Here is a 20,849-nt window from a genome sequence, read left to right as displayed (position 1 = left end):
AAGTGCTCGGCGGCGCGATCCACGAGTACCGCCGAGTCGCATAAGCCGGGCGTAGAAAACCCAGCAGTACAGCCGGGCCGCCACGGCGTAGGGCACGTGATGGGTGTGAAGGCGCGGATCGTGCGCTTGCGGTTGTCAGACGGCATGATCGTGTTCCCTTGGCGAGGAGTCCACGTCACCCCACCGCACGATCGCAGGACAGGGCGGAGTGCGTTGCACGCGGAGCTCTGCACCTTGTCCTCGTCGCCACCGGACGACGTGCCCGCCCGGGGCTTGGAAGCAGACCAGCGTGAAGCCAGACGGCAGGGCACGGCCGCGTATCTGCTCTTCGAAGGGGGCGGCTATGTTGGCCATATGGCGTCTGACTTCGGGGCGCAGTTGCGAGCGGTTTCGTTGCGCGTGACCCGGCCGCGGTTGGCAGTGCTCGCCGCGCTGCGCGACCACGCGCGCGTCGACACCGACACGGTGATCGCCTTGGTACGTGCCGAGCTCCCCAGGGTCTCCCACCCGGCGGTGTACGGCGTGCTGCGTGCGCTGACCAACGCCGGTTTGGTGAGGCGCATGGAGCCCGCCGGTACGACCGCCCGCTACGAGTCACGGGTGGGGGACAACCACCATCATGTCGTGTGCCTCTCCTGCGGTGCGATCGCGGACGTCGACCGCGCCGTCGGCCACGCCCCTGTCTCACCGCCTCGTATGACCAGGCTTCGTGGTCGACGAGGCGGAGGTCGGCTATTGGGGCACCTACCCGACTGTGCGACCAGACAGCATTGCCCAGTGATCCGGCAGTTCGGAGGAAGCAGATGAGCGACACCCAGAACAACGCCCCCTCCAGCGCGCAGGGCGTGGACCAGAAGGCGGCGGCCGGCTTCCCGGTCGCGCATGACTCCGTGACCGCGCATGGCAGCGAGAGCGAGAACCCGGCAATCGACTCGCCGACTCCGAAGACCGGCGGTCGTCCGCGCACGACCCGGGACTGGTGGCCGAACCAGCTCGACCTCTCGGTGTTGCGCGCGCACTCGTCCAAGGGCAACCCACTGGCAGAGGGCTTCAGCTACGCCAAGGAGTTCGAGAAGCTCGACGTCGAGGCCCTCAAGCAGGACATCATCGAGGTGCTCACCACCTCGCAGGACTGGTGGCCGGCCGACTTCGGCCACTACGGCGGGCTCATGATCCGGATGAGCTGGCACGCCGCGGGCACCTACCGCATCCACGACGGTCGCGGCGGGGCCGGCGATGGCGCTCAGCGTTTCGCTCCGCTCAACAGCTGGCCCGACAATGCCAACCTCGACAAGGCCCGCCGGCTGCTGTGGCCGGTCAAGCAGAAGTACGGCCAGCAGATCTCGTGGGCCGACCTGCTCGTGCTCGCCGGCAACGTCGCCCTGGAGTCGATGGGTTTCAAGACCTTCGGCTTCGGCTTCGGCCGCGAGGACGTCTGGGAGCCAGAGGAGATCTTCTGGGGTCCGGAGGACGCCTGGCTCGGTGACGAGCGCTACGCCACCGACACCGAGATGGTGCCGAACTTCGGCGCGACCGAGATGGGTCTCATCTATGTCAACCCGGAGGGTCCCCGCGGCAACCCGGACCCGGCTGCGGCGGCGCATTTCATCCGCGAGACCTTCCGGCGGATGGCGATGAACGACGAGGAGACTGTCGCTCTCATCGCCGGCGGCCACACGTTCGGCAAGACCCACGGCGCCGGCATCGCCGACGGCCACGTGGGGCCGGAGCCCGAGGGCGCGCCGCTGGAGGCGCAGGGCCTGGGCTGGCTGAGCAGCTACGGCACCGGCAAGGGCGGTGACACGATCACCAGCGGTCTCGAGGTGACGTGGAGCGACCGGCCGACGCAGTGGAGCAACCGCTTCTTCGAGATCCTCTTCGGCCACGAGTGGGAGCTCACCACGAGCCCCGGCGGCGCGAAGCAGTGGGTCGCGAAGGACGGCGAGGCGATCATCCCGGACGCCCACGACCCGTCGAAGCAGCACAAGCCGACGATGCTCACGACCGACCTGGCTCTGCGCGTCGACCCGACGTACCAGAAGATCTCCCTCCGCTTCCTGGAGAACCCCGACGAGTTCGCGTTGGCCTTCGCCAAGGCCTGGTACAAGCTGCTGCACCGCGACATGGGTCCGGTCAGCCGCTTCCTCGGACCGTGGATCGCCGAGCCTCAGCTGTGGCAGGACCCGGTGCCGGCCGTCGACCACGAACTCGTGGGTGACGCCGACGTCGCTTCCCTCAAGGCGAAGGTCCTGGAGTCCGGCCTCACGACCGCTCAACTGGTCTCCACCGCCTGGGCCTCCGCCGCGAGCTTCCGGTCCACCGACAAGCGCGGCGGCGCCAACGGCGCCCGGCTCCGTCTGGAGCCGCAGCGCAGCTGGGAGGTCAACCAGCCTGAGCAACTCGCGACGGTCCTGGACGTTCTCGAGAGCATCCAGCGCGAGTTCAACGAGGCCGGCGGCGCGAAGATCTCGCTCGCCGACCTGATCGTGCTGGCCGGCTCGGCCGCCGTCGAGAAGGCGGCATCCGAGGCCGGCGTGGCAGTGACGGTGCCGTTCCGCCCGGGCCGCACCGACGCCACTCAGGAGCAGACCGACGTCGAGTCCTTCCGGGTCCTCGAGCCGCAGGCCGACGGGTTCCGCAACTACCTGCGTTCCGGCGAGAAGATCCAACCGGAGGTGCTGCTCGTCGATCGTGCCTACATGCTCAACCTGACCCCGCCCGAGATGACCGTCCTTATCGGCGGCCTGCGTTCCCTCGGAGCCAACTTCGGCGGTACCCAGCACGGCGTCCTCACCGACCGGCCCGGCGTGCTCACCAACGACTTCTTCACCAACCTGCTCTCCCCGGGCTCCCGGTGGAAGGCATCGGACTCCGAGGAGGATGTGTACGAGATCCGCGACGTGGCCACCGATGAGGTGAAGTGGACCGCCACCGCGGTCGACCTCATCTTCGGCTCCAACTCCCAGCTACGAGCCCTCGCGGAGGTCTACGCCAGCCAGGACGCCCGCGACAAGTTCGTGACCGACTTCGTTGCAGCCTGGACCAAGGTCATGGAACTCGACCGGTTCGACCTCGCCTGACCCGTCTCCACCCGACGAGCCCGGTCGAGCCACCGAGATCGACCGGGCTCGTCGGACGGCCGAGGCCCTCCGCTCAAACCGAGGCATTCCGCCCCTTATGGGAGGATCGGGGTAAGGCGAGCGCGGATCGAGGAAGCCGGTGTGAATCCGGTGCGGTCCCGCCACTGTGATCGGCGAGCGGATCCCGACTGTGCCACTGCCCCGACGGGGTGGGAAGGCCAGGACGAGCTGACCCGAGAGCCGGGAGACTCACGCGGTCGCCTCCTCACCAACCCGGGGCGGATCTCCCCGAGAGCGGACATGACCCCGGTGAAAAGGATCACCATCTGCCGGGACTGCTGCTGCGGCAGTGTCCGGAAGGTGCCCGCCCTCGATCACGACGAGCAGATCCGCCGGTTGGCGGAGGTCGCCGAGGTGCGCGTGACCGACTGCCTCGACGTGTGCGACCAGGCCAACGTCCTCGTGGTCCAACCGACCCCAGAAGGCCGCGCGGCCGGAGGCCGTCCGATGTGGCTGGCCCTGGTCAACGATCAGGGCGCCACCGCCGACGTCGCCGAGTGGATCCGCGCCGGTGGCCCCGGCCTGGCCCCGATGCCGCCGATCCTCGAACTGCATCGCTTCACGCCGCCCCGCCGGCTCCGGCCGCGGGACGGCGATCGGCGAAACGCGTGATCGCCAACCTCAGGTCAGGAGCGTCACCTGAGGCACGCCCGTCCGCGGATGCGCCGTGACCTCCACCTCCACCCGGTAGACCTCGGCGAACGGCGCCGGTGTCAGGATCTCGGCGGGCGTGCCCAGGGCGACGACCGCGCCCTCAGCTATGACGCAGATGCGGTCGCAGAACGCGGCGGCCAGGTTGAGATCGTGCATCGCGATCACGGCGGTGACGCTCCGATCGCGGACCAGGCGCAGCGCGTCGAGCTGGTGACGCAGGTCCAGCTGGTTGGTCGGCTCGTCCAGCACCATGGTGCCCGCCTGCTGGGCGATCGCGCGGGCGATGAGGACCCGCTGCTTCTCCCTTGTGGGTGCCGGAAACTCGCCTTGGGCTCCGCGGGCCAACGCGTTCGCCGAACGCTGGATCGGTGGCCTGCGCCGAGAACTCCTTGATCGGATCCTCATCGTCAACGCCGGCCACTTACGACGCGTGCTGACCATCTACGAGGCCCACTTCAATGAGCACCGCCCGCATCGTTCCCTGGGCCAGGCCGCTCCGTTACGAGCCCTTCCCGACCCTGCGGAGGGCGAAATCAAGGTCATCCGGCGTGACCATCTCGGCGGGCTGATTCACGAATACGCGCAGATCGCATAGGGCGGCCGAGTTCTTGGCACCCACAGGCCCAGGCGCTCCCGTTCTTTGAGGTGATGGACATGACCGCCATGGTTGAGCTCCTTACCGACGTGCATCAGGCAGAGCACGAACCGGCCACACCGACCTCGCTCACCCCGCATTTCGACGAGCGCGTCACGGACCGCGAATTCAAGGCGGCGGGCGATGAGATCCGTGCGAAGGGGGACCTGGTCGGCGGGCGCTGCCGTCGGTCCGTCCCGAGGCGGTAATCACCCGGTTCGCCACGGCCTGAGCGCTTCTGTACTGGCTGGGGGTGAGCCCGACCAGGGAGCGGAAGCGGCGGGCGAAGTAGGTCGGGTCACCCCAGCCGACCTCGGCGCCCACGCGGGCCACCGGCAGGTCGGTGTGGAGCAGCAGGGTGGCGGCCCGCTCCGCCCGGATCCTGGCCAGGTACGCCAGCGGCGACAGACCCACGTGCCTGCGGAAGAGGCGCCCGAGGTAGTCGGGGTCGAGGCTGACGGCGCCGGCCAGGGCATCCATTGTCCACGCTCTGGCGATCTCCTGAGCGAGCAGGCCGGTCGCGGCCCGCACCGCCGGGTGCCCTGACACGGGCACGACGGGGTCGCGCCCGTCTGTCAGCGTCCCGAGCACGGTGAGCAACCGTCCGAGCAGCCGGGCTTCGCCGTGTTTCCTGTACGGCTCCGCCGAGAGGCGACGGATCTCCGAGATCGCTTCCAGAGCCGCGTCAGGATCCGTCCTGGTGACCAGGACGCCGCGAGCCCCTTCGGCCACCGGGTCCGTCCAGAGCAGTCGGTGGATCGCCCCCACCTGTTCCAGTAGCGCGAACTCCGCGCGCAGGGCAGCGGCAGAGACGCAGCAGTTGGCCACGGTGAGCGTGTCGCACCCGCTGAAGCCGTGCCACGTCCCGGGCCGCAGCACGATCACGTCGCCGCGGCGAAGCTCGTGCTCTCCGTGACTGCTTAGGTGGGTGCCGCGTCCCTCGCCGATGACGGCGATCTCCACGAAGTCATGCACGTGCGGTTCGAGCTCGCCCGTCAGCGTGTGCACCCCCGCGAGCACCTGCCCGCCGCCGAACAGCTCACGCTCGTGCAAGGTCACCGACATGTCGGAATTGTACGGCAAGCGGTCGGAATCCCCCTGGCCGAACGATCAGCAAACGGCGACGCTGAGAGACATGATCGAGGAATACAGAAAAAACGGATTCGTCCGAGTCCCCGGCGTGCTGGACCAGGCCGAGGTCGAGCACTTCAGGACAGCCGCTGAGCGTTTCCTCAAGGAACACCGCGGCCGGAGCACAGCGGGCGCCGTTTTCAGCCAGCTCGTCAACGTCTGGCAGCAGGACCCGGTCATGCGCGAGCTCACCCTCCACCCGAAGCTCGCCGAGACAGCAGAACGCCTCGCCGGCATCCCGCTGCGTATCTGGCACGACCACATGCTCGTCAAGGAACCGCACAACGAGGCGGCCACCGAGTTCCACCAGGACCAGCCCTACTGGCCGCACGCTGGCTCACGGCATGCCCTGTCCGCCTGGATCGCCCTGGTCGACGTGCCGCCGGAGCGGGGCTGCATGACGTTCCTGCCCGGCGTCCACGACGTGACCTCTCTACGGCCGCAGGACCTGAATGATGAGGACGATCTGTTCCAGCTCGCCCCTGACCTGCGGTGGAGCCAGCGGGTGACGGTGCCGCTGCGGGCGGGCGACTGCACCTTCCACAACAGCTACACCCCGCACATGGCCCTGCCGAACAAGACGGACCTCGCCCGCCTGGCCCACGTGGTCATCTTCATGGACGCGGAAACGACCTACTCCGGCGCTCCCCACGTTGTCACCGATCCGCTCGGCCTGCAGAAGGGTGAACGCCTCGCCGGAGACGTGTTCCCGGCACTACGGTAGTGACTTCACTTTTATCCCAACCTCACAAAATCCACGTAGCGTGGCATCAACGCTTCAACACCAACCGCGGTTGTTCTGCGGCTGGCGTGGCTGGACGCTCTCCGCGGCGCGGCCCTGCTGCATGTCGTCTCCGAACGCGCCTGGATTCGCTCCCCTGAGCTGCGCGCGGGCGTGCGCCCGTACTTCGATCTGGGCGGGTTCGGAGTCTTGCTGTTCTTCCTGGTTCTCGTCTGGCTTCTGCCCTGCCTTCAATGACGGGTACAACCACATTCGCACCCTCATGGACTGTCAGCAACCGGCCCCCGCACCAGCGCCACCAAAGCTGCATACAGCGGGAGCACATGCAGCTAAGGCGAGGGCTCTGGGAGCCGCGCGAGCACTCTGCCGGAAGTAAACCCGTTGGTACATGCAGAACGCCTCCCCGCGAGGCATGTAGAACCACTAGTCTCGTGATGCTTTGGCGCACAGTCCAGGAGACCGATGCGATTGAGATCATGGTTAGCACGAGCCAAGCAGTGGCGTACAGGCTTGGCACTCTGCATAGCTGGTCTACTGTGCGTCCTCATGTCGTGGGTTCTGCGGAACTCATCGTGGCCGTCAGGCTTCCTAGTACGGCAGCCGCCATTCGCTAGCTGAGCAGGGTGTATGCGGTGGCCAGACGGGCGCGGCGGTGAAACCAGCGGGCGCGTGCTTGGTGGCGACGGCGCCAAGCTGACCAGTGGGCGGTGTGTTCCAGCGACGGCGTGCGGGTGGTGGCAGCGTTGAATAGGCGCTTGATCTCAGCGACCGTCAGCGGGATCATGCCGGGGTCGGCGGGTGGCCGCTGGTCGGGCCTAGTGGGTGGCGGGGCCTGGGTGTCGGTGCGGCGCCGGGCGGCCGCAGCGCTTACCGCACAGATGGCCAGGGCCGCCATGACCAGCACGGTGTGGCGCAGGATCGCCTCATAAAGGCGGACCTGAGCCTGGTCCAGGCCGAACAGGTCCTTGCCGAACTCGAAAGTCTCCTCAATCGGCCAACGCAGCCCGGCGGCGGCTACCAGGCGGGCCAGCGTGACGGGTTGGCCGGCGGGGACGAAGCAGTAGTGGAAGGCCGACTCGCCGGTCGTGCGGTGCTTACGGACCAGCAGGTAGTGACTCCGGCTGGCAGTAGCGATCCAGGCCCAGGCATAGGTGCGTTCCCCCTTGGAGCCGTCACCGGCCGAGCGGATGGTCCACGTGCGTTTCTGCCTCAGATGCTTGGCCACGGCCTGCTCGCAGCTCAGGCACGTGCCGCCGCCAAGGGTGAGGGCGAAGGTGGCGCGCACGCGCAGCACGTAGGCCTGGTCGCGCTCTTCCAGGAAGGCGCGCAGGTGGGGGCAGGCGCCATAGACCTCATCGCCTGCGACGAAGTCCATGCGCACGCCGTCAGCGTAGGCGTCGGTGAGCAGGTCGATGGCCAGCTCGCCCTTGGTCGCGAACGTCAGCTCCAGGGGCAGGCCGGTGGTGATCGCCTTGATCGGGTCGCTGATCTGCTCGGTGGGGATCCACTGCCGCGAGCCGATCAGCGTGTGCCCGGCGCCGGCCCGGATGTAGGCCAGGTGGACGAGGTTGATGCCGTTGTCGATGCCGCCCGCGCAGCCCAGGTGCTGACGCTTGACGCCGGCCGTGGCTGTGCCCTTTTTCTCCTGCCCGGACTCATCCAAGGCGCCCACGCTCAGGCCGCCCGGCCGGGCAGCGGCGTCCAGGCGGGTGACGGCGAAGCGGCGGATGGCGCTCATCGCGCCCAGGGTGTCCCAGCTGGCGCGGTTCAACAGCCGCTGGGTGGCATCAGGGCTGGGTCGCCGGCCTGCTCGGCGATCGTCCAGCCGTTGCGTTTGGGCAGGTCGGACATGACGGCACGGATGTACTTGGCGGCCTGCAGCCGCGGCTCGACCCTGGCGAACATGGAAGCCAGCGCGCCCATCAGCTCCTTGAGGTTCCGCTGCACCCGGGCGGCCTCTACGATGAGCCCGGCAGCCGCTCCCGATCTTGTTCTCGTCACACAGACATGATCATGAGCGGCTGCTCCCGTTGTGCCGTATTCCTGTCACAAGATCGCATCGGCTGAGTCTGCTCGTCTTGATCGGGTGGTCGTTGCCCGCGCGCCTGGTGGGGTCGGTGGCCGTTGTAGTGATCGATGTACTCGTCCAGTACCGCGCGCAGGTGACGTTCCCCGTAGATCAGCATGCGGTCGGTGACCTCGGCGCGTACGGTACGGATCCACCGCTCGGCATAGCAATTCGCCCGAGGTGTCCGCGGCGGCGTCTTCAGCACCGTGACACCCACGGAGGCGAAGATCTCATCGAAGGCGGCGGTGAACTTGGCGTCTCGATCGCGGATGAGGAAGCGGAACGACGCCGCTCGCTCGCCGAGGTTTATCAAGAGATTGCGGGCCTGCTGAGCGGTCCACGCGCCGGCCGGGTGGGAGGTCACACCCAAGATGTGGACGCGCCGCGTGTGGACTTCCATCACGAACAACACAGAGAGGCGCTTCAGAAAGACCGTGTCAACATGGAAGAAGTCGCACGCCAAAAGCCCCTTGGCCTGCGATCGCAGGAAGGCGCGCCACGAGGTGGCGAAATTTCGAGGTGCCGGACCGAAGCGGCGGGAGCGCAGAACGCGCCGCACAGTCGCCTCGCTGACCTGATAGCCGAGCCGCACCAGTTTCCCCTGCACGCGGCGGTAGCCCCACGCAGGGTTCTCGCGCGCCAGGCGAATGATCAAGTCCCGGACCTCCCTGCCCCTCCTTGGCCGTCCGCCGCGAGGCGGATAGGTCCAGGCCCCTCGCAGCAGACGCCGGTGCCAAGTCAGCAACGTCGCCGGGGTGACAAGCCGATGAGCGCGTAATATCGCCGGCAAAGAACGGGCCAACGCTGCGAGAATGGCCCGGTCGGCCCAGTCCGGCTTCGGGCGTCCGTTCTGACGCCGCAGCACTGCCACCTCGTGACGCAGGACCAGGATCTCCACGTTCTTCGACGCTTGGCTGCGACCCAGCAACATCAGCCAGCCGAACACCCGGACCGTAATGAGGTAGAGCAGACGAACAGACACAAGGCGTGATCTTGTCCTCGGGGGCAGACCCCGTCAAACCACAGCTCAGAGGCGTCGCGACTGCGTTTTGACGCGGTACAGGCCGTACTACAGCGGGAAACACAAGCAGCATGGGATGAACGTGCAACTGCTGGCTGATCCCGTGGGCCGGCTGGTGTGGGCCTCGCCTGCGCTGCCGGGCGCCGTCCCTGCCATGGCCGCCTCTCGGACGGTCGGTCTGATCGATGCCCTGACCGGCGCCGGCGTCAAGACCTTCGCAGAGAAGGGCTATTCCGTACCCGACATGCCCCGGGTGGAAAGGCGATGAGTTCGCAGTCCCCGTCGGTATGAAGCGGGCTAACGCCGACAGGAGCGCCCGATCGGCACTTGGCGCTTCAACACGGCCCCCTCATGCCGGAGCGTCATGATCTCGACGTCCTTGGACGACTGACTACGCCCCAGCAACACCCAGCCAGCCGAAGATCCGAACTACGACCAGATACAGCAGACGAATCGACACAAGCCGCGATCTTGCCCGCACCACCTCCGCAGGTCAAAGTCACAGATCAAGCACCCTGCGATGAGTTATGAAGCGGTACAGCCGACAGAGCGGTCAGGGACGTGGCGCGCTGGTCGAAGAACAGGCGGGCGACCAAGTCACCCCGGGAGCCGGTGCCGGACTTGGCGAAGATCGACTTCAAATGGTCCTGAACGGTGTAAGTCGCCAGGTGAAGCCGGTTGGCGATCTGGCTGGTCGGTAGGCCCTGCGCGACGAGTTCGGTGACCTGCCTCTCTCGCTGGGTCAGCCCGTACATGTCGGCCAGCAAGGGTGCCATCTCGGCCGGACGGGCCGCCTCGAGCAGCACCGCGACCGGCGCCAGAAGGCCCTCGCCCAACAGGGACGCGCGGACGATCACCCAACGGCCCGTCTGGGTTCGAACGCGCGCCCGAGCCAGCCTGACGTCGGCGATCCCTTCCGCCCTGCCGGCGATAGCGCGCGCCTGGCCGGCGACGGAGCGGATCACGAGCGGCAGCCTGGTGCCGGCTCGTTCGCCGATTCCGAGTTCGTCTATCCACTGCTCGGCCTCCCGATTGGCAAGGCTGACACCGTCGTCGGGATCCAGCACGAGCATTCCGGTGTCTGCGCGGTCGGCACATGCGTCATCCAGCAGGAGCGCCCGGCGCAGTCCGTCCGAGATCAACCCGGTAAGCGATGAAAGGAACCGAACCTCGGACAACGAGAAGTACGGGCTGTCCGTCTCGCGGAACACGGTTAGCGCGCCCCACGTACCGGTGCTGCTGGAGAGGACGACCCGAAGCTCGTCGGAGTAGCCCCCCGGGCGTCGGACCTCTCGCTGACGGCGGCTGAGGTCGAGCTCGCCTGCGGTAGCGTCGCTCAGGCTCGCCGCCGTCGTGCCTGCGCGCGCCATGTCGACCCACTTGGTGTAGTCCGGTTCGCGCAACTCGATGTCGACGAGCCGACTGATCGAATCCGCGGGCAGCCCGTTCTCGACGAACTCCGCGGTCGGCAGCATGGTGGCCGGGTCCATGGTCATCAGGCAGGAACCCTCCGACGGCACCGCACCATCCAGGGCATCGCTCACCGCGCGCCAGTAGGACTGCACTGACATCCCGCGGTGAACCAGCCGCACGAGGTCGTCGCGGACCCGTTCGCGCACCGACTGGGCGTAGACCATGGTCCAGCGTAGCCGGGCCCCCAGAAATCTGGGATACCCGCGAAACCTGTGGTCACGGGACGCTGGTCCTACGAAATGGAGGAGCCATGATGAGGACATTGCACATCGGGCTGCGGGTGACCGACCTCGAGCGTTCGCTGGCGTTCTACAAAGCCATCGGCTACGGGGTCGTCGGGAGCGTGCCCGACACGCCAATCGGGCATCTCACCATGCTCAAGTTGCCCGGCGATGAGTTCGTCACCGTCGAACTCGTTCACGACGCGAAACCGGTCGAACGCGGTACCGATGTGAGCCACCTCGTGGTGAAGGTCGAGTCGATGGCGGACACGCTGGATGCCCTTGCCTCACATGGGATCGAGCCGGTCGACCCGGGCCAGAAAAGTGAGGACGGGCTGGAGACGACGTTTATCGCCGACCCGGACGGCCGCCGGATCGAACTCGTCCAGTGGCCTCCCGGCCACGCCGATGGCATGACCGCAGCCGATTGGCCGGAGGAGAGGGGTGAATCCGATGGGTGAGGCGCCGCTCCGGCTGTACATGGCCATGTCCGTCGACGGCTTCATCGCCGGACCGGACGACCGTAAGGGCCAGGAACTCGGACGCGACGGTGGGCGGCTGTTCAACTGGCTTGACGATCGGATGTCCGCCGGGATCGACGGGCAGGTATACCGCGAGGCCATGGCCACCGGCGCCGTGATCTCGGGACGCCGCACGTTCGAGCTGGCGGATAGGTGGCAAGGCGACCATCACGACGGCGTGCCGATCCACGTGCTGACCCACCACGTCGACGAAGGTGATGTGCCACCTGGCAGCGCGAAGTTCTACACCGACGTCAACGTGTGCGCCGCCGAGGCCCGACAAGCAGCGCGAGACCGTGCGGTGCTGGTGCATGGCGCAGGTGCCGCGCAGGCGTTGCTGGCAGCCGGTCAGCTCGACGAACTCGAGCTGCACATTGTCCCTGTGCTGCTGGGTGGTGGCCGCCGGCTGTTCGAGGCGACGGGACTCGGTCACATCGAGCTGGAGCCGGTCCGTCGGCTCCAGGGTCGCGACGCCACACACCTGCGATACCGCATAGTCCATTGAAGAGGAGAACAGCCATGGCTGCCACACTGCTGGAGATAGACGCTCTTGATGAGGTCCCCGCGGGGACCTGGATCATCGATCCGGCGCACAGCGCCATCGGGTTCTCGGTTCGCCATCTGATGGGCAAGGTACGCGGAACCTTCGAGGAGTTCACCGGCTTCGTGACGACCGCCGAACGGCCAAGCGACTGCTCCGCGACCGCCACGATCGCAATGAACTCGGTGAACACCGGAGTCCGGATGCGTGACGACGACCTCCGGTCCGCCAACTTCTTCGACATCGACCGGTATCCCGATATGATCTTTGAAGGTACCGGGCTGACCGTGAACGACGGACAGCTCGAGCTCTGCGGAAAGCTAACGATCCGCGGCATCACGCGCGACGTCGCCATGGAAGTCGAGTTCCTCGGCCTCGATGAGACCGGGCTGCAGGGCGAGCAGCGGATCGGGATTTCGGCAACGACGACGATCCGCCGGTCTGACTTCGGCGTAGGCGCTCCTGGAGAAGGCCAGAAGGTCGTCGTCGGCGACAAGGTCACCGTCCAGCTCGACATCCAAGCCGTACTCGAACCCACAGTCTGATGTTGACCAAAGCTCTGGATCCGCAATGGTTCACATGCCGTGCCGGGTGATTAGCTAGGTGTAATGACCACAGAGGTTGAGTGCCCCTAGGACACGAGCCCGATGTGGTTGAAATGAGGGAGGGCCTGCGGGTTCGGCGTGGATTGGGACAGCTACCTCGCCAGTCTCCATCTATGCGGAGCCATGATGTGGATCCGAAGCCTTCAACCCATCTAAAGATCCGCAGTCTGTACACGCCTTAGGTCAGGGGTTGTGTCGGCTTCGGGCTTGTTCGATCTCGTTGATGTGGGTTTCCGTCCACTGCCGGAGCGCGGTGATGGGCTCGGCGAGGCTGCGGCCAAGGGAAGTGAGGTCGTAGTCGACCCGGGGCGGGATGGTGGGGTGGACGGTGCGGGTGACGAACCCGTCGGCTTCGAGACTGCGCAGGGTCTGGGTGAGCATCTTCTGTGAGACGCCCTCGATGCGGCGGCTCAGGTCGGTGTAGCGCATAGTGCCCTCGAGGAGGGCGTCCACGACGAGGACCGTCCACTTGCCTGCGATGTGGTCAAGCACCTGGCGGGTCGGGCACTTCGCCGAGAAGGCGTCGGCCGGCAGCCCGGAGGACTCCACGAAGGTCTCCATGAAGGGAGAGTAACGCACAAATTAGTACCCTCTTCCATATGGAGAGCCACTCTCCAATAGTGAGTGGCATGACGTCTCACACCATGTCTGTCGCCAAAGCCATTCGCACCCGCCGCACCGTCCGCCACTACCGCCCCGATCCGATCCCCGCGGCCACCCTCGACACACTCCTCGCTCTCGCCATCGAGGCACCCACCAGTTGGAACCTCCAGGACCGGTCCATCGTCGCCGTCGCCAGCGACGAAGGTCGTGAGGCTCTGGCCTGGGCCACCGGCGGTCAGCCCCAGCCACAGGAAGCGCCGCTCATGCTGGTCTTCGTGGCCGAGCCACTGTCCTGGCGCGACGACCACAGCGACGTTTACGACCAGGCCCGCCGCAGTGGAGCGTGGAACGAGGAGTTCGTCACGATGTTCTCCGCAGCGTCGCAGGCGTTCCAGACAGATCTCGAGGAGCGTGGCCTGCTGCGGGAGTACGCGGTCAAGGACGCGATGATCGCGGCCAGTTACGTGATGCTCGCCGCCACGGAGATGGGACTTGCCACCTCGCCGATGAATGGCTGGGACGAGACCAAGGTGAAGGAGGCGATCGGCATCGGCGATCGCGACGACCTGGCAATCGCGCTGCTCATGTCCGTCGGCTATCCGGCAGAGGAACGACGCCACCCCGGTCGTCGGGCCCAGGAACGCAACGTCTTCCACGAGTCCTACAGATCGTCCAGGAATGCGACTCGTGTTGAGTAGGCATCGGCCGGGCAAGGCAGTGGATCAATGCAGTGGATGATCTCCCCTCTACGCGGCGATCGCACCGATGCTGGTGCGGCAACATCAGCCCGACGAATCCCATCGCTCCGCCATCAGGGCGACCAGGGCGAAGAGCGCGCCTGTGAAGCGATGCACTCGACTGGCAGTCCTGCTCGGGGACGAACCAGCGGGAGGATCGGCGTCCGCTGTCGATACCGTGAGCTCAGTCCGACGACGTGGCCAGGTCCTTCTCGGGTTCCTTCCATGCCGGGGCGGTTGCCGTCCCGACGCGTGGTCGGAGGCCGAACCAGATGAAGGCCACGCTGAGGAGCGTCACGACCACGTTCACGGTTAGTGCGAGGCGGATGCCGGTCAGTTCCACGCTCTGCGTCGCGGCGACGGCGGTCAGGATCGGGATGCCGACCGTGATGGCCACTTGCTGGGTCATCGAGGCCGGGCCTGTGGCCAGGCCCTGTTCCTCGTTCGGCAGGCCCGAGGTCGCGGTCACCGTGTACGCCACGATGGAGGTGACGTGCCCGAAGAAGCCGATGAACAGCGCGGGGACGAGGATGGCGAGCGCCGTGCGGTCAGTGCCGAGGAACACCAGGGGAAGCGTCGCCAGGCCCTGCACGGCCAGGCCCGCGGTCAGGAGCCTGCGACTGCCGGAGCGCCCGATGAACCGGCCGGCGAGCACCCCCGCGGCCACGTCCGCCAGACCGGGGACGCCGAAGATCAGGCCGGTGGCCAGCGCGGAGAAGCCCAGCGTCTTCTGCAGGTAGAGCGTCATCAGGAAGATCATGGAGGTCTCCATGGCGAAGACCACGAACCCGGCGTAGTTGCCCCACTTCACCGTGTGCCGCCTGAGGATGAACACCGGGGCGAGCGGCGCAGGCGATCGCAGTTCGATCACCCAGAACGCGGCCAGCAGCAGCGCGCCGACGACGGCCGAGGGGACGCTCCTCTCGATGACCGCGTAGATCACGGCGAGCAGGCCTGTACTGCTTCACAACTCGCATGTACGGTCTGAGCTGGTGTTTCTCCGCCCGGCTTATGCGGCTCGGCGGTACTCGTTGATCGCGCCGCCGAGCATCTTGCGGCGTTCGATCCGGCCTTCCATCGGCGCCACCACCTGTGCGTCTTGATCGGGTGGCCGTTGTAGTGACCGACACCCTCGTCCCAGGGTGTCGTTGAACCACCGGACTCGCCGTGGTTCAACGACACCCACTCGATGGCCGCACGAATCTCACCCGGATGAACCGCCCGGGCGGAGGTCCGCCTCTGGAGTCAGGAGAGGGGCCGGGCCGCGACCGGGCCGGCCGCCCAGTGGTTCGAGCCGGTCGGCCACGTCTGGGACCGTGTCTGCTGCCTGAGCACGCTCTCCTCAGCCGTGCCCACGGCGCAGCGCGTGCCGTGCGGCGGCACCTTCAGCGAGATCAAGTATTCGTCGAAAATGTCCGTCTGGCACTTGTCCTTGCCGTAGATACGGTGCCCCCAGCCCTCGTACGTGAGCAGCACCGCCTGCGAGGATCACCGCCGTGACCCTGAGGACTCCGTACACATCGCGCTCAGGACCGTGACTGTGTCCCTGGCCATGCGCGACCGGTGATCCGGTCGCCGTCGGGTGGGCCTCGGCCGCCAACCTCGAGCGGCGGGGCCTGCTCAGGTCCGGCTGCGAGGGTCTCGTCTGGCGGTGAGGTTCGCCGCGATGAGCAGCCCGGCAGGGATGGCTGTGGTAAGGAATCCGCTCGGTCCGATCAGGCTGACGCCCAGCGCTCCCCAGGCGAGGAACACCCAGCCGACATACCCGGGAACGTGCTGTCCCTGCCGCCCGGCCCGCCCCAGCAGGAGCCCGAGCAGCGCCAGCACCACGACGAACCCGCCGGGCAGCGCCCAGAACGTCGCCATCGAGTCGCTGTCCGCGGTGCGGTTGCGGAGGTCCCCGGCGAGCCAGCTGGACCAGGGGGCGAGGCGGGCGAACACAGCGGTGTGTGCCACGGCGATCAGGATCATGGTTCGGCCGGCCCAGATCGTGAGCCGGCTCGGGCGTGCGGACAATACCGGTGGGTGGGCTGCGGGAGCGGTGCTCATGGCAGCAAGCATTTCTGCGCCACGGCCTGGTGTACTCCCCCGCAGGAGGGATGCGGCTCCCTCTCTACGGGGAGGGGCGTACAGGTGCGGCGCCTACGGGATCGCCCGGTCCGCCCAGGCCGCTTCACCTGCCGCTCAAGGACAGCCACCTGGTGGCCTAGCACCAAGATCTCGACATCCTTAGCTGCAGCAGATCTGCCGAGCAGAACGAGCCAGGCACACAGCCGAGCGAAGATCAGATAGATCGGACGGAAGGCCACGACGATCAACATGCCGGACGGGAATTGACAGCACCTCGTATACCGCCGCTGTCCGAGGGACGCATGCCAGGTCAGAGCAGGTGACCAGTTCTCGGCATCCACAGGATCACCCATCGAGACCGGATTCGGCTGGCTTGTCCTGACCCATGGCGTCGGCCCCACGCGCGACTACGCCATGGGCGCCCTGCTGCTCTACTCCCACCAGCCGTACCGCGTCATCGCCGAACTCGCCGACACGCTCCTCACCGCCAGCGGCACCGAACGCGAAGGCTACGTCCCCCATGTCGTGTACTCCTGTGAAGCCCTGCTACACGCCGATGCCGTATGGCTGCCCTACGGGGCGAGCGACACCCGCACCGGATTCGCCCGTGCGCCGGTCACCACCCTCATCGAGGCCATACGTCCACCACGCTAGAGGCTCTCGCCGCGTATGACGGCGTCGAGGAGGTGCGCCCCCGCATCGTGCAGGGTGATGCCGTAGCCATCCGGCACACCATCGGCCGGCATCCCCTCGCTGGCGGCGACGATCGCCTTGAAACGAGTATCGCGGGTCGGGCCGTTGCCGACGAGGTGACCGCACAGATGACCGGCGCGGTCGTACACGGCCCATCGGCCCGCGCTCACCTGCGGCATCGCGGCCGGGTTGTCCTTGAGCCACTGCGCGTTGGCCGCATGCTCGGCCCGTTCATCGGCCTCGTTCCTCTGGCCGGGCCCCATGGCGTGTTGATCGTCGTTCTTGCGAGCACTACTCATGTCGCGTCTCGCTCTCAGATAGTGGCTGACGCCCTCGAAGGGAAACACTCAGCACCTGAGTCGCATCGTAACGGAACACATCGCGCACCCAGACTCCTCCGGCTGGCTGCGGCTAAGGACCTACCCTGGCACCCCACAAATGATCGGTTCGAGCCAGGTGTCAAGGTCGCTGCGGAGTTCGCCGTTGGGCAGGCGGATACCTTGCGGGCCTTGCCGATCTCGCGCGAGCGGTAGAAGGGGTTAAGAATGGTCCTGCATTGGCCAGGCATGGCGCCGAGGCCGTCCGGAACGCGATCGCCTCAGCAATCACTACGCTTTCCGAGGAGCTGCGCCAGTCGCTGACCTGGGACCAAGGCGCCGAGATGGCCCAGCACGCCCGACTGCGCATCGACACTGGCCTTCAAGTGTTCTTCTACGAACGCTGGGATGGGCCCTGTTGCCGGACCACACGGTAGGCGCCGTTGCCCCCTGTCGTTACACCCGAATCACGCAGACGCCACCAGCGCAGTTGGCCTGCCTCCGATACCCAGCGGCGGCCCTGGGCAACGGCATCGCGGGGCGGCCCGTGCTCCGTCCGTGCTCGTCCGTCCCAGAACGTGCCGACAGGTTCCGTCACGGCCCGACACCGAAGCCACCCCAGCACAGGAGGAACCGACGCTATGTGTGCGGCTGGCACAGCTCATGCAGCCGCGGGTAGTCAGATGCAGCCGTATGCCAGTGGACGTGGAACATACGCGGAATGCTCTTGGACGCATTTCCCCAGGTGGGGCAGGAGGTTTCGGGGGTTTGCGGAATGGTTCCGAGTCCCTCGGCGCACGCCGCGGAGTGGTCCGCGATGTCTGGGCGCGTGACAGCCAGGGTCGATGGCGGTGCCGTTTGAACGGCGTGCGGATCGTGCCGCCTGCGCCCTGGTAGCCCTTATCCGCGAAAGTCTTCACGCCGACGCTGGCCAGGGCGTCGATCAGGCCAACCGTCCGGGCCGCGGTCACGTCGTGGCGCCCGGCAGAGCAGGTGAGGCCCACACCAGCCGTCCCACAGGATCGGCCAGCAGTTGGACGTTCATCCCGTGCTGTTTGTGTTTCCCGCTGTAGTACGGCCGCTCGTCGGCGACGCGATCGATAGGAATGAGCGTGCCGTCCACGATGGTGTAGGCCAGTTGGGATGCGCGCTTCACGGCGGCGTGCACGTCGTCGGCCAGAGTGGCCAGAAGGTCGACGCTTTCACGGATGTAGCGCCAGGCCGTGATGGTGCCGATGGGGAAGCCGGCGGCCAGACGGGCGTAGGTATCGCCGTTGCGCAGGTGGGCCAGAACCAGGAGCGCTTGCCGGGTCGGGTCTAACCGCCGCCATCGGCAGCGGCGTTCGATACGCCGCGTCCGGATGAGCTCGGCCAGGCGGACCAGGGCGTGGTTGGACAGCGGAATCGAGGCACGATAAGACAGCAACGAGGCTCCCGGTTGGGGCATCGGGTCTTGGTCGACTGCTGTCTTACCGGGAGCCTCCTCTCATCCGCCACTTCTGCGCGCAAACCCATCGCGACCTGCGCCGTCAGGATGGAAAGAGCTCATAGCCTGTTCAATGCTGAGGGGACAGATCTTGTCCGGCGCCATGGTTGGACGAATCTCTATATCTGCGGCATCGCACCGGAAAGCTGTGTGCGACCCCTTGGCTGCTCGAAGATGTCGGCGAGTCATGCGCTTCACCGTGAACCGCCCCGGCTTTGATGGAGAGCTCAGGGGTTGATTCCAACGGTCTCGTTGGGCTGGTGTTGAGCGTAGTAGAGGGCTTCGTACTCCTGCGGCGGGATGTTGCCGATCGAGGTGTGCAGGCGGGTCGTGTTGAACCACTCGACCCATTCGGCGGTGGCCAGTTCCACTTCGGCCAGGCTGCGCCAGGGCCCGCGGGATTTGATCAGCTCGGTCTTGTAGAGGCCGATCTGCGATTCCATCAGCGCGTTGTCCAGCGCGTCCCCGACCGTGCCGATGGAGGCGTCGATGCCCGCGGTCATCAGGTGGGCGGTGAAGCGGAAACAGGTGTACTGGCTGCCGGCGTCCGAATGATGAACCAGACCCGGCCCGGCGGGGCGTCCGGCGCGCTCGCGCCGCCACAACGCCATGTCCAGGGCGTCCAGCACCAGGCCGGCGCGCTTGGACACCGAGGCCGCCCAGCCGACGATCGCCCGGGAATACACATCCACGACGAAAGCGACGTAGACGATGCCGCACCAGGCGTGAACGTAGGTGAAGTCGGCGACCCAGACCGTGTTCGGCCGGGGTGCGGTGAAGTCCCGCCTGACCAAATCGGCTGGCCTCTGATGGCCGGGATCGACCACAGTGGTGCGGATCTTCTTGCCGCGGCGGGCTCCTTGCAGGCCCAGGGCACGCATCCGCCGCTCGACCGTGCACCGCGCGACCTGGTGGCCCTCGCGCGGCAGCTGCCGCCAGACCTTCCGAGCGCCGTAGACGCCGTAGTTGGTGGTGTGGATGCGCCGGATGTGGTCGTCCAGCTCGGCGTCGCGGATCGCTCGGGCCGATGGCGGCCTGTTCTTGGCGGCGTAGTAGGTGCTGGGCGAGATGGCAAGGCCGTACTCGGTCAGCACGTGGCAGATCGGCTCGACACCGAACAGCTCGCGGTGTTCGTCGATGAAGGTCACGAGTGCATGTGTGGCCGGTCGAGCTCGGCCGCGAAGAAAGCCGAGGCGGCCTTCAGGATCTCGTTGGCCCGGCGCAGCTCGGCGTTCTCCCGCCGCAGCCGCTTCAACTCGGCCGATTCATCGGTGGTGGCGCCCGGACGTGTGCCTTCGTCGATCTGGGCTTGGCGGACCCACTTGCGCAGCGTCTCGGCGGTGCCGATGCCGAGCTTGGCGGCGACCGCGTTGATCGCGGCCCACTCGGTCGGGTAGTCCGGGCGGACCTCGGCGACCATCCGCACCGCGCGCTTACGCAGCTCGGCCGGGTAGGGGGACTTGGCTGCCATGACTCGATCCTCTCAAGGGAACGAGCCTCCAACGAAGCCGGAGCGCTTCACCGTGCCCATGATGCCGGTGTTCTTGTTACCTCCCGCTTCATCGGCCCACAGCAGATCATCCGTACCGCAGATATCCCGCCTGACGTACTTTCTGGCTCGGGAATGGGGCGTCTTGACGCTGACAGGGATGACATCGTTGACGTAGGCGGCCGCCGTCTATCTGAGACGTGGATTTGAGCGGCGGGGAACAGGGTTGACGCCCGGTGACGCGGGTGACAGACGTCCAGAGCGTCAACGCTAGTCAACGGCTGTCAGCAGTTAGGTACGCTGCCTAGGCAGCATGAGCTGGTCAATCGCTTAGCTGTCCACGCTGTCACCTGTGTCCAGGCAGCTTGGGCTTTGTCTTCCTAGTGTCATGCGCCTGAAATTCGTCGGCAATATTTAGCGAGGGATTCGAGGATCTCTTCGGCGGTTTTGGTCCAGATGAACGGCTTGGGATCGTCGTTCCACTGGCCCATCCAGGCGCGGATGTCCTTCTCCAACGCCTGGACGCTCTTGTGGACACCGCGGCGGATCAATTGCTCGGTCAGGTAGCCGAACCAGCGCTCGACCTGGTTGATCCAGGAGGAGCCGGGGCGTTCCACCCGAGGACTGGACACCTGAGACCCTGGACCTTGCTGGTTCGGGGAGATCGGGAGAGTGTCCCGTTGGGGATGAAGAACTATCCACC

Annotated in this window: 20 protein-coding genes, 5 pseudogenes and 1 riboswitch; of the genes and pseudogenes, 12 read left to right on the top strand and 13 right to left on the bottom strand. The window is 66.7% G+C overall.

Features of this window, described 5'->3' with window-relative positions; all coding sequences use genetic code 11:
* The first annotated feature begins 354 nt into the window (after positions 1 to 354).
* The 3 genes and pseudogenes from ABFX50_RS51630 to ABFX50_RS48445 all read left to right on the top strand — a co-directional run bounded on the left by ABFX50_RS51630 (position 355) and on the right by ABFX50_RS48445 (position 3,752).
* Positions 355 to 781: pseudogene (locus ABFX50_RS51630) on the top strand (Fur family transcriptional regulator).
* Positions 782 to 803: 22 nt separating this feature from the next.
* The gene (gene katG / locus ABFX50_RS48450; protein WP_346157551.1) at positions 804 to 3,080 is read left to right on the top strand and encodes a catalase/peroxidase HPI; all 2,277 of its coding nucleotides are present in this window, start codon (positions 804 to 806) and stop codon (positions 3,078 to 3,080) included.
* A gap of 91 nt (positions 3,081 to 3,171) precedes the next feature.
* Positions 3,172 to 3,351: riboswitch (cobalamin riboswitch) on the top strand.
* A gap of 89 nt (positions 3,352 to 3,440) precedes the next feature.
* Positions 3,441 to 3,752, top strand: coding sequence for a (2Fe-2S) ferredoxin domain-containing protein (locus tag ABFX50_RS48445; RefSeq protein ID WP_346157548.1), 312 nt, complete (start codon positions 3,441 to 3,443; stop codon positions 3,750 to 3,752).
* 9 nt (positions 3,753 to 3,761) lie between these two features.
* On the opposite strand, the gene ABFX50_RS48440 is transcribed toward ABFX50_RS48445, so the two are convergent.
* Positions 3,762 to 4,139 carry an ATP-binding cassette domain-containing protein gene (locus ABFX50_RS48440; RefSeq protein WP_346157587.1) on the bottom strand — a complete coding sequence of 126 codons (378 nt, stop codon included), beginning with the start codon at positions 4,137 to 4,139 and terminating at the stop codon, positions 3,762 to 3,764.
* Here ABFX50_RS48440 and ABFX50_RS48435 point away from each other — a divergent pair.
* The gene (locus ABFX50_RS48435) at positions 4,045 to 4,389 is read left to right on the top strand and encodes an integrase core domain-containing protein (protein ID WP_346157545.1); all 345 of its coding nucleotides are present in this window, start codon (positions 4,045 to 4,047) and stop codon (positions 4,387 to 4,389) included. The two genes, ABFX50_RS48440 and ABFX50_RS48435, sit on opposite strands and share 95 nt — an antisense overlap.
* Positions 4,390 to 4,557: 168 nt before the next feature.
* Here the strand turns inward: ABFX50_RS48435 and ABFX50_RS48430 are convergent, their stop codons facing one another.
* Positions 4,558 to 5,493 carry a helix-turn-helix transcriptional regulator gene (locus ABFX50_RS48430; RefSeq protein ID WP_346157542.1) on the bottom strand — a complete coding sequence of 312 codons (936 nt, stop codon included), beginning with the start codon at positions 5,491 to 5,493 and terminating at the stop codon, positions 4,558 to 4,560.
* A 7-nt stretch (positions 5,494 to 5,500) separates the two neighbouring features.
* On the opposite strand from ABFX50_RS48430, the gene ABFX50_RS48425 reads away from it, so the two are divergent.
* Complete coding sequence (locus ABFX50_RS48425; RefSeq protein ID WP_346157540.1) at positions 5,501 to 6,283, top strand: phytanoyl-CoA dioxygenase family protein; 783 nt, start codon at positions 5,501 to 5,503, stop codon at positions 6,281 to 6,283.
* Positions 6,284 to 6,911: 628 nt separating this feature from the next.
* Here the strand turns inward: ABFX50_RS48425 and ABFX50_RS48420 are convergent.
* Positions 6,912 to 8,248, bottom strand: a pseudogene (locus ABFX50_RS48420) (IS701 family transposase).
* Positions 8,249 to 8,298: 50 nt separating this feature from the next.
* Complete coding sequence (locus tag ABFX50_RS48410; RefSeq protein WP_346157532.1) at positions 8,299 to 9,351, bottom strand: integrase core domain-containing protein; 1,053 nt, start codon at positions 9,349 to 9,351, stop codon at positions 8,299 to 8,301.
* A 79-nt stretch (positions 9,352 to 9,430) separates the two neighbouring features.
* Between ABFX50_RS48410 and ABFX50_RS48405 the strand changes: the two are divergent.
* Positions 9,431 to 9,622 (top strand): annotated as a pseudogene (locus ABFX50_RS48405) (transposase family protein); the annotation flags it as partial.
* Positions 9,623 to 9,896: 274 nt separating this feature from the next.
* Here ABFX50_RS48405 and ABFX50_RS48400 read toward each other — a convergent pair.
* Positions 9,897 to 11,027, bottom strand: coding sequence for a helix-turn-helix transcriptional regulator (locus ABFX50_RS48400; RefSeq protein ID WP_346157529.1), 1,131 nt, complete (start codon positions 11,025 to 11,027; stop codon positions 9,897 to 9,899).
* A gap of 86 nt (positions 11,028 to 11,113) precedes the next feature.
* Here ABFX50_RS48400 and ABFX50_RS48395 point away from each other — a divergent pair, with 86 nt between their 5' ends.
* From ABFX50_RS48395 to ABFX50_RS48385, 3 genes are read left to right on the top strand one after another with little or no spacing between them, the layout of a single operon-like run.
* Positions 11,114 to 11,545: a VOC family protein gene (locus tag ABFX50_RS48395; RefSeq protein WP_346157528.1), complete on the top strand. Its 432-nt coding sequence runs from the start codon at positions 11,114 to 11,116 to the stop codon at positions 11,543 to 11,545.
* Positions 11,538 to 12,110, top strand: a complete 573-nt coding sequence (locus tag ABFX50_RS48390; protein ID WP_346157583.1) for a dihydrofolate reductase family protein — start codon at positions 11,538 to 11,540, stop codon at positions 12,108 to 12,110. Before ABFX50_RS48395 ends, ABFX50_RS48390 begins: the two co-directional genes overlap by 8 nt.
* A gap of 14 nt (positions 12,111 to 12,124) precedes the next feature.
* Complete coding sequence (locus ABFX50_RS48385; RefSeq protein WP_346157525.1) at positions 12,125 to 12,691, top strand: YceI family protein; 567 nt, start codon at positions 12,125 to 12,127, stop codon at positions 12,689 to 12,691.
* Between the two features lie 243 nt (positions 12,692 to 12,934).
* Here ABFX50_RS48385 and ABFX50_RS48380 read toward each other — a convergent pair whose 3' ends face one another.
* Complete coding sequence (locus ABFX50_RS48380; protein WP_346157523.1) at positions 12,935 to 13,312, bottom strand: winged helix-turn-helix transcriptional regulator; 378 nt, start codon at positions 13,310 to 13,312, stop codon at positions 12,935 to 12,937.
* 68 nt (positions 13,313 to 13,380) lie between these two features.
* Here ABFX50_RS48380 and ABFX50_RS48375 point away from each other — a divergent pair, with 68 nt between their 5' ends.
* Entirely contained in the window at positions 13,381 to 14,052 is a 672-nt protein-coding gene (locus ABFX50_RS48375; RefSeq protein WP_346157581.1) for a nitroreductase family protein, read from the top strand.
* 223 nt (positions 14,053 to 14,275) lie between these two features.
* Here the strand turns inward: ABFX50_RS48375 and ABFX50_RS48370 are convergent, their stop codons facing one another.
* The 3 genes from ABFX50_RS48370 to ABFX50_RS48360 form a co-directional block, all read right to left on the bottom strand.
* The gene (locus tag ABFX50_RS48370) at positions 14,276 to 15,034 is read right to left on the bottom strand and encodes an MFS transporter (protein ID WP_346157519.1); all 759 of its coding nucleotides are present in this window, start codon (positions 15,032 to 15,034) and stop codon (positions 14,276 to 14,278) included.
* A gap of 302 nt (positions 15,035 to 15,336) precedes the next feature.
* On the bottom strand, positions 15,337 to 15,567 hold the full coding sequence (locus ABFX50_RS48365; protein ID WP_346157517.1) for an alpha/beta hydrolase: 231 nt from the start codon (positions 15,565 to 15,567) through the stop codon (positions 15,337 to 15,339).
* Positions 15,568 to 15,711: 144 nt separating this feature from the next.
* The gene (locus ABFX50_RS48360) at positions 15,712 to 16,140 is read right to left on the bottom strand and encodes a DUF6463 family protein (RefSeq protein WP_346157515.1); all 429 of its coding nucleotides are present in this window, start codon (positions 16,138 to 16,140) and stop codon (positions 15,712 to 15,714) included.
* Between the two features lie 372 nt (positions 16,141 to 16,512).
* Between ABFX50_RS48360 and ABFX50_RS48355 the strand changes: the two genes are divergently transcribed.
* Positions 16,513 to 16,815, top strand: a complete 303-nt coding sequence (locus ABFX50_RS48355; protein ID WP_346157579.1) for a glycoside hydrolase family 130 protein — start codon at positions 16,513 to 16,515, stop codon at positions 16,813 to 16,815.
* Here ABFX50_RS48355 and ABFX50_RS48350 read toward each other — a convergent pair.
* Positions 16,812 to 17,153, bottom strand: a complete 342-nt coding sequence (locus tag ABFX50_RS48350; protein ID WP_346157513.1) for a hypothetical protein — start codon at positions 17,151 to 17,153, stop codon at positions 16,812 to 16,814. The two genes, ABFX50_RS48355 and ABFX50_RS48350, sit on opposite strands and share 4 nt — an antisense overlap.
* 242 nt (positions 17,154 to 17,395) lie before the next feature.
* Between ABFX50_RS48350 and ABFX50_RS48345 the strand changes: the two are divergent.
* A pseudogene (locus ABFX50_RS48345) lies at positions 17,396 to 17,566 on the top strand (IS30 family transposase); the annotation flags it as partial.
* Positions 17,567 to 17,992: 426 nt separating this feature from the next.
* Here the strand turns inward: ABFX50_RS48345 and ABFX50_RS48340 are convergent.
* The 3 genes and pseudogenes from ABFX50_RS48340 to ABFX50_RS48330 all read right to left on the bottom strand — a co-directional run.
* Positions 17,993 to 18,597 (bottom strand): annotated as a pseudogene (locus tag ABFX50_RS48340) (transposase family protein); the annotation flags it as partial.
* Between the two features lie 287 nt (positions 18,598 to 18,884).
* A protein-coding gene (locus ABFX50_RS48335) for an IS3 family transposase (RefSeq protein WP_346157511.1) occupies positions 18,885 to 20,128 on the bottom strand; the annotation gives its coding sequence in 2 pieces (ribosomal slippage) (positions 18,885 to 19,846 and positions 19,846 to 20,128; 1,245 coding nt in all).
* A gap of 404 nt (positions 20,129 to 20,532) precedes the next feature.
* A complete protein-coding gene (locus ABFX50_RS48330) occupies positions 20,533 to 20,763 on the bottom strand; it encodes a hypothetical protein (protein WP_346157510.1) in 231 nt (76 codons plus the stop codon).
* Positions 20,764 to 20,849 lie beyond the last annotated feature (86 nt).

Origin of the sequence: Nonomuraea recticatena (genome assembly GCF_039533245.1) — a bacterium.
Lineage (GTDB): Bacteria > Actinomycetota > Actinomycetes > Streptosporangiales > Streptosporangiaceae > Nonomuraea > Nonomuraea roseola.
This window is presented reverse-complemented; position numbering and strand designations above follow the sequence as displayed.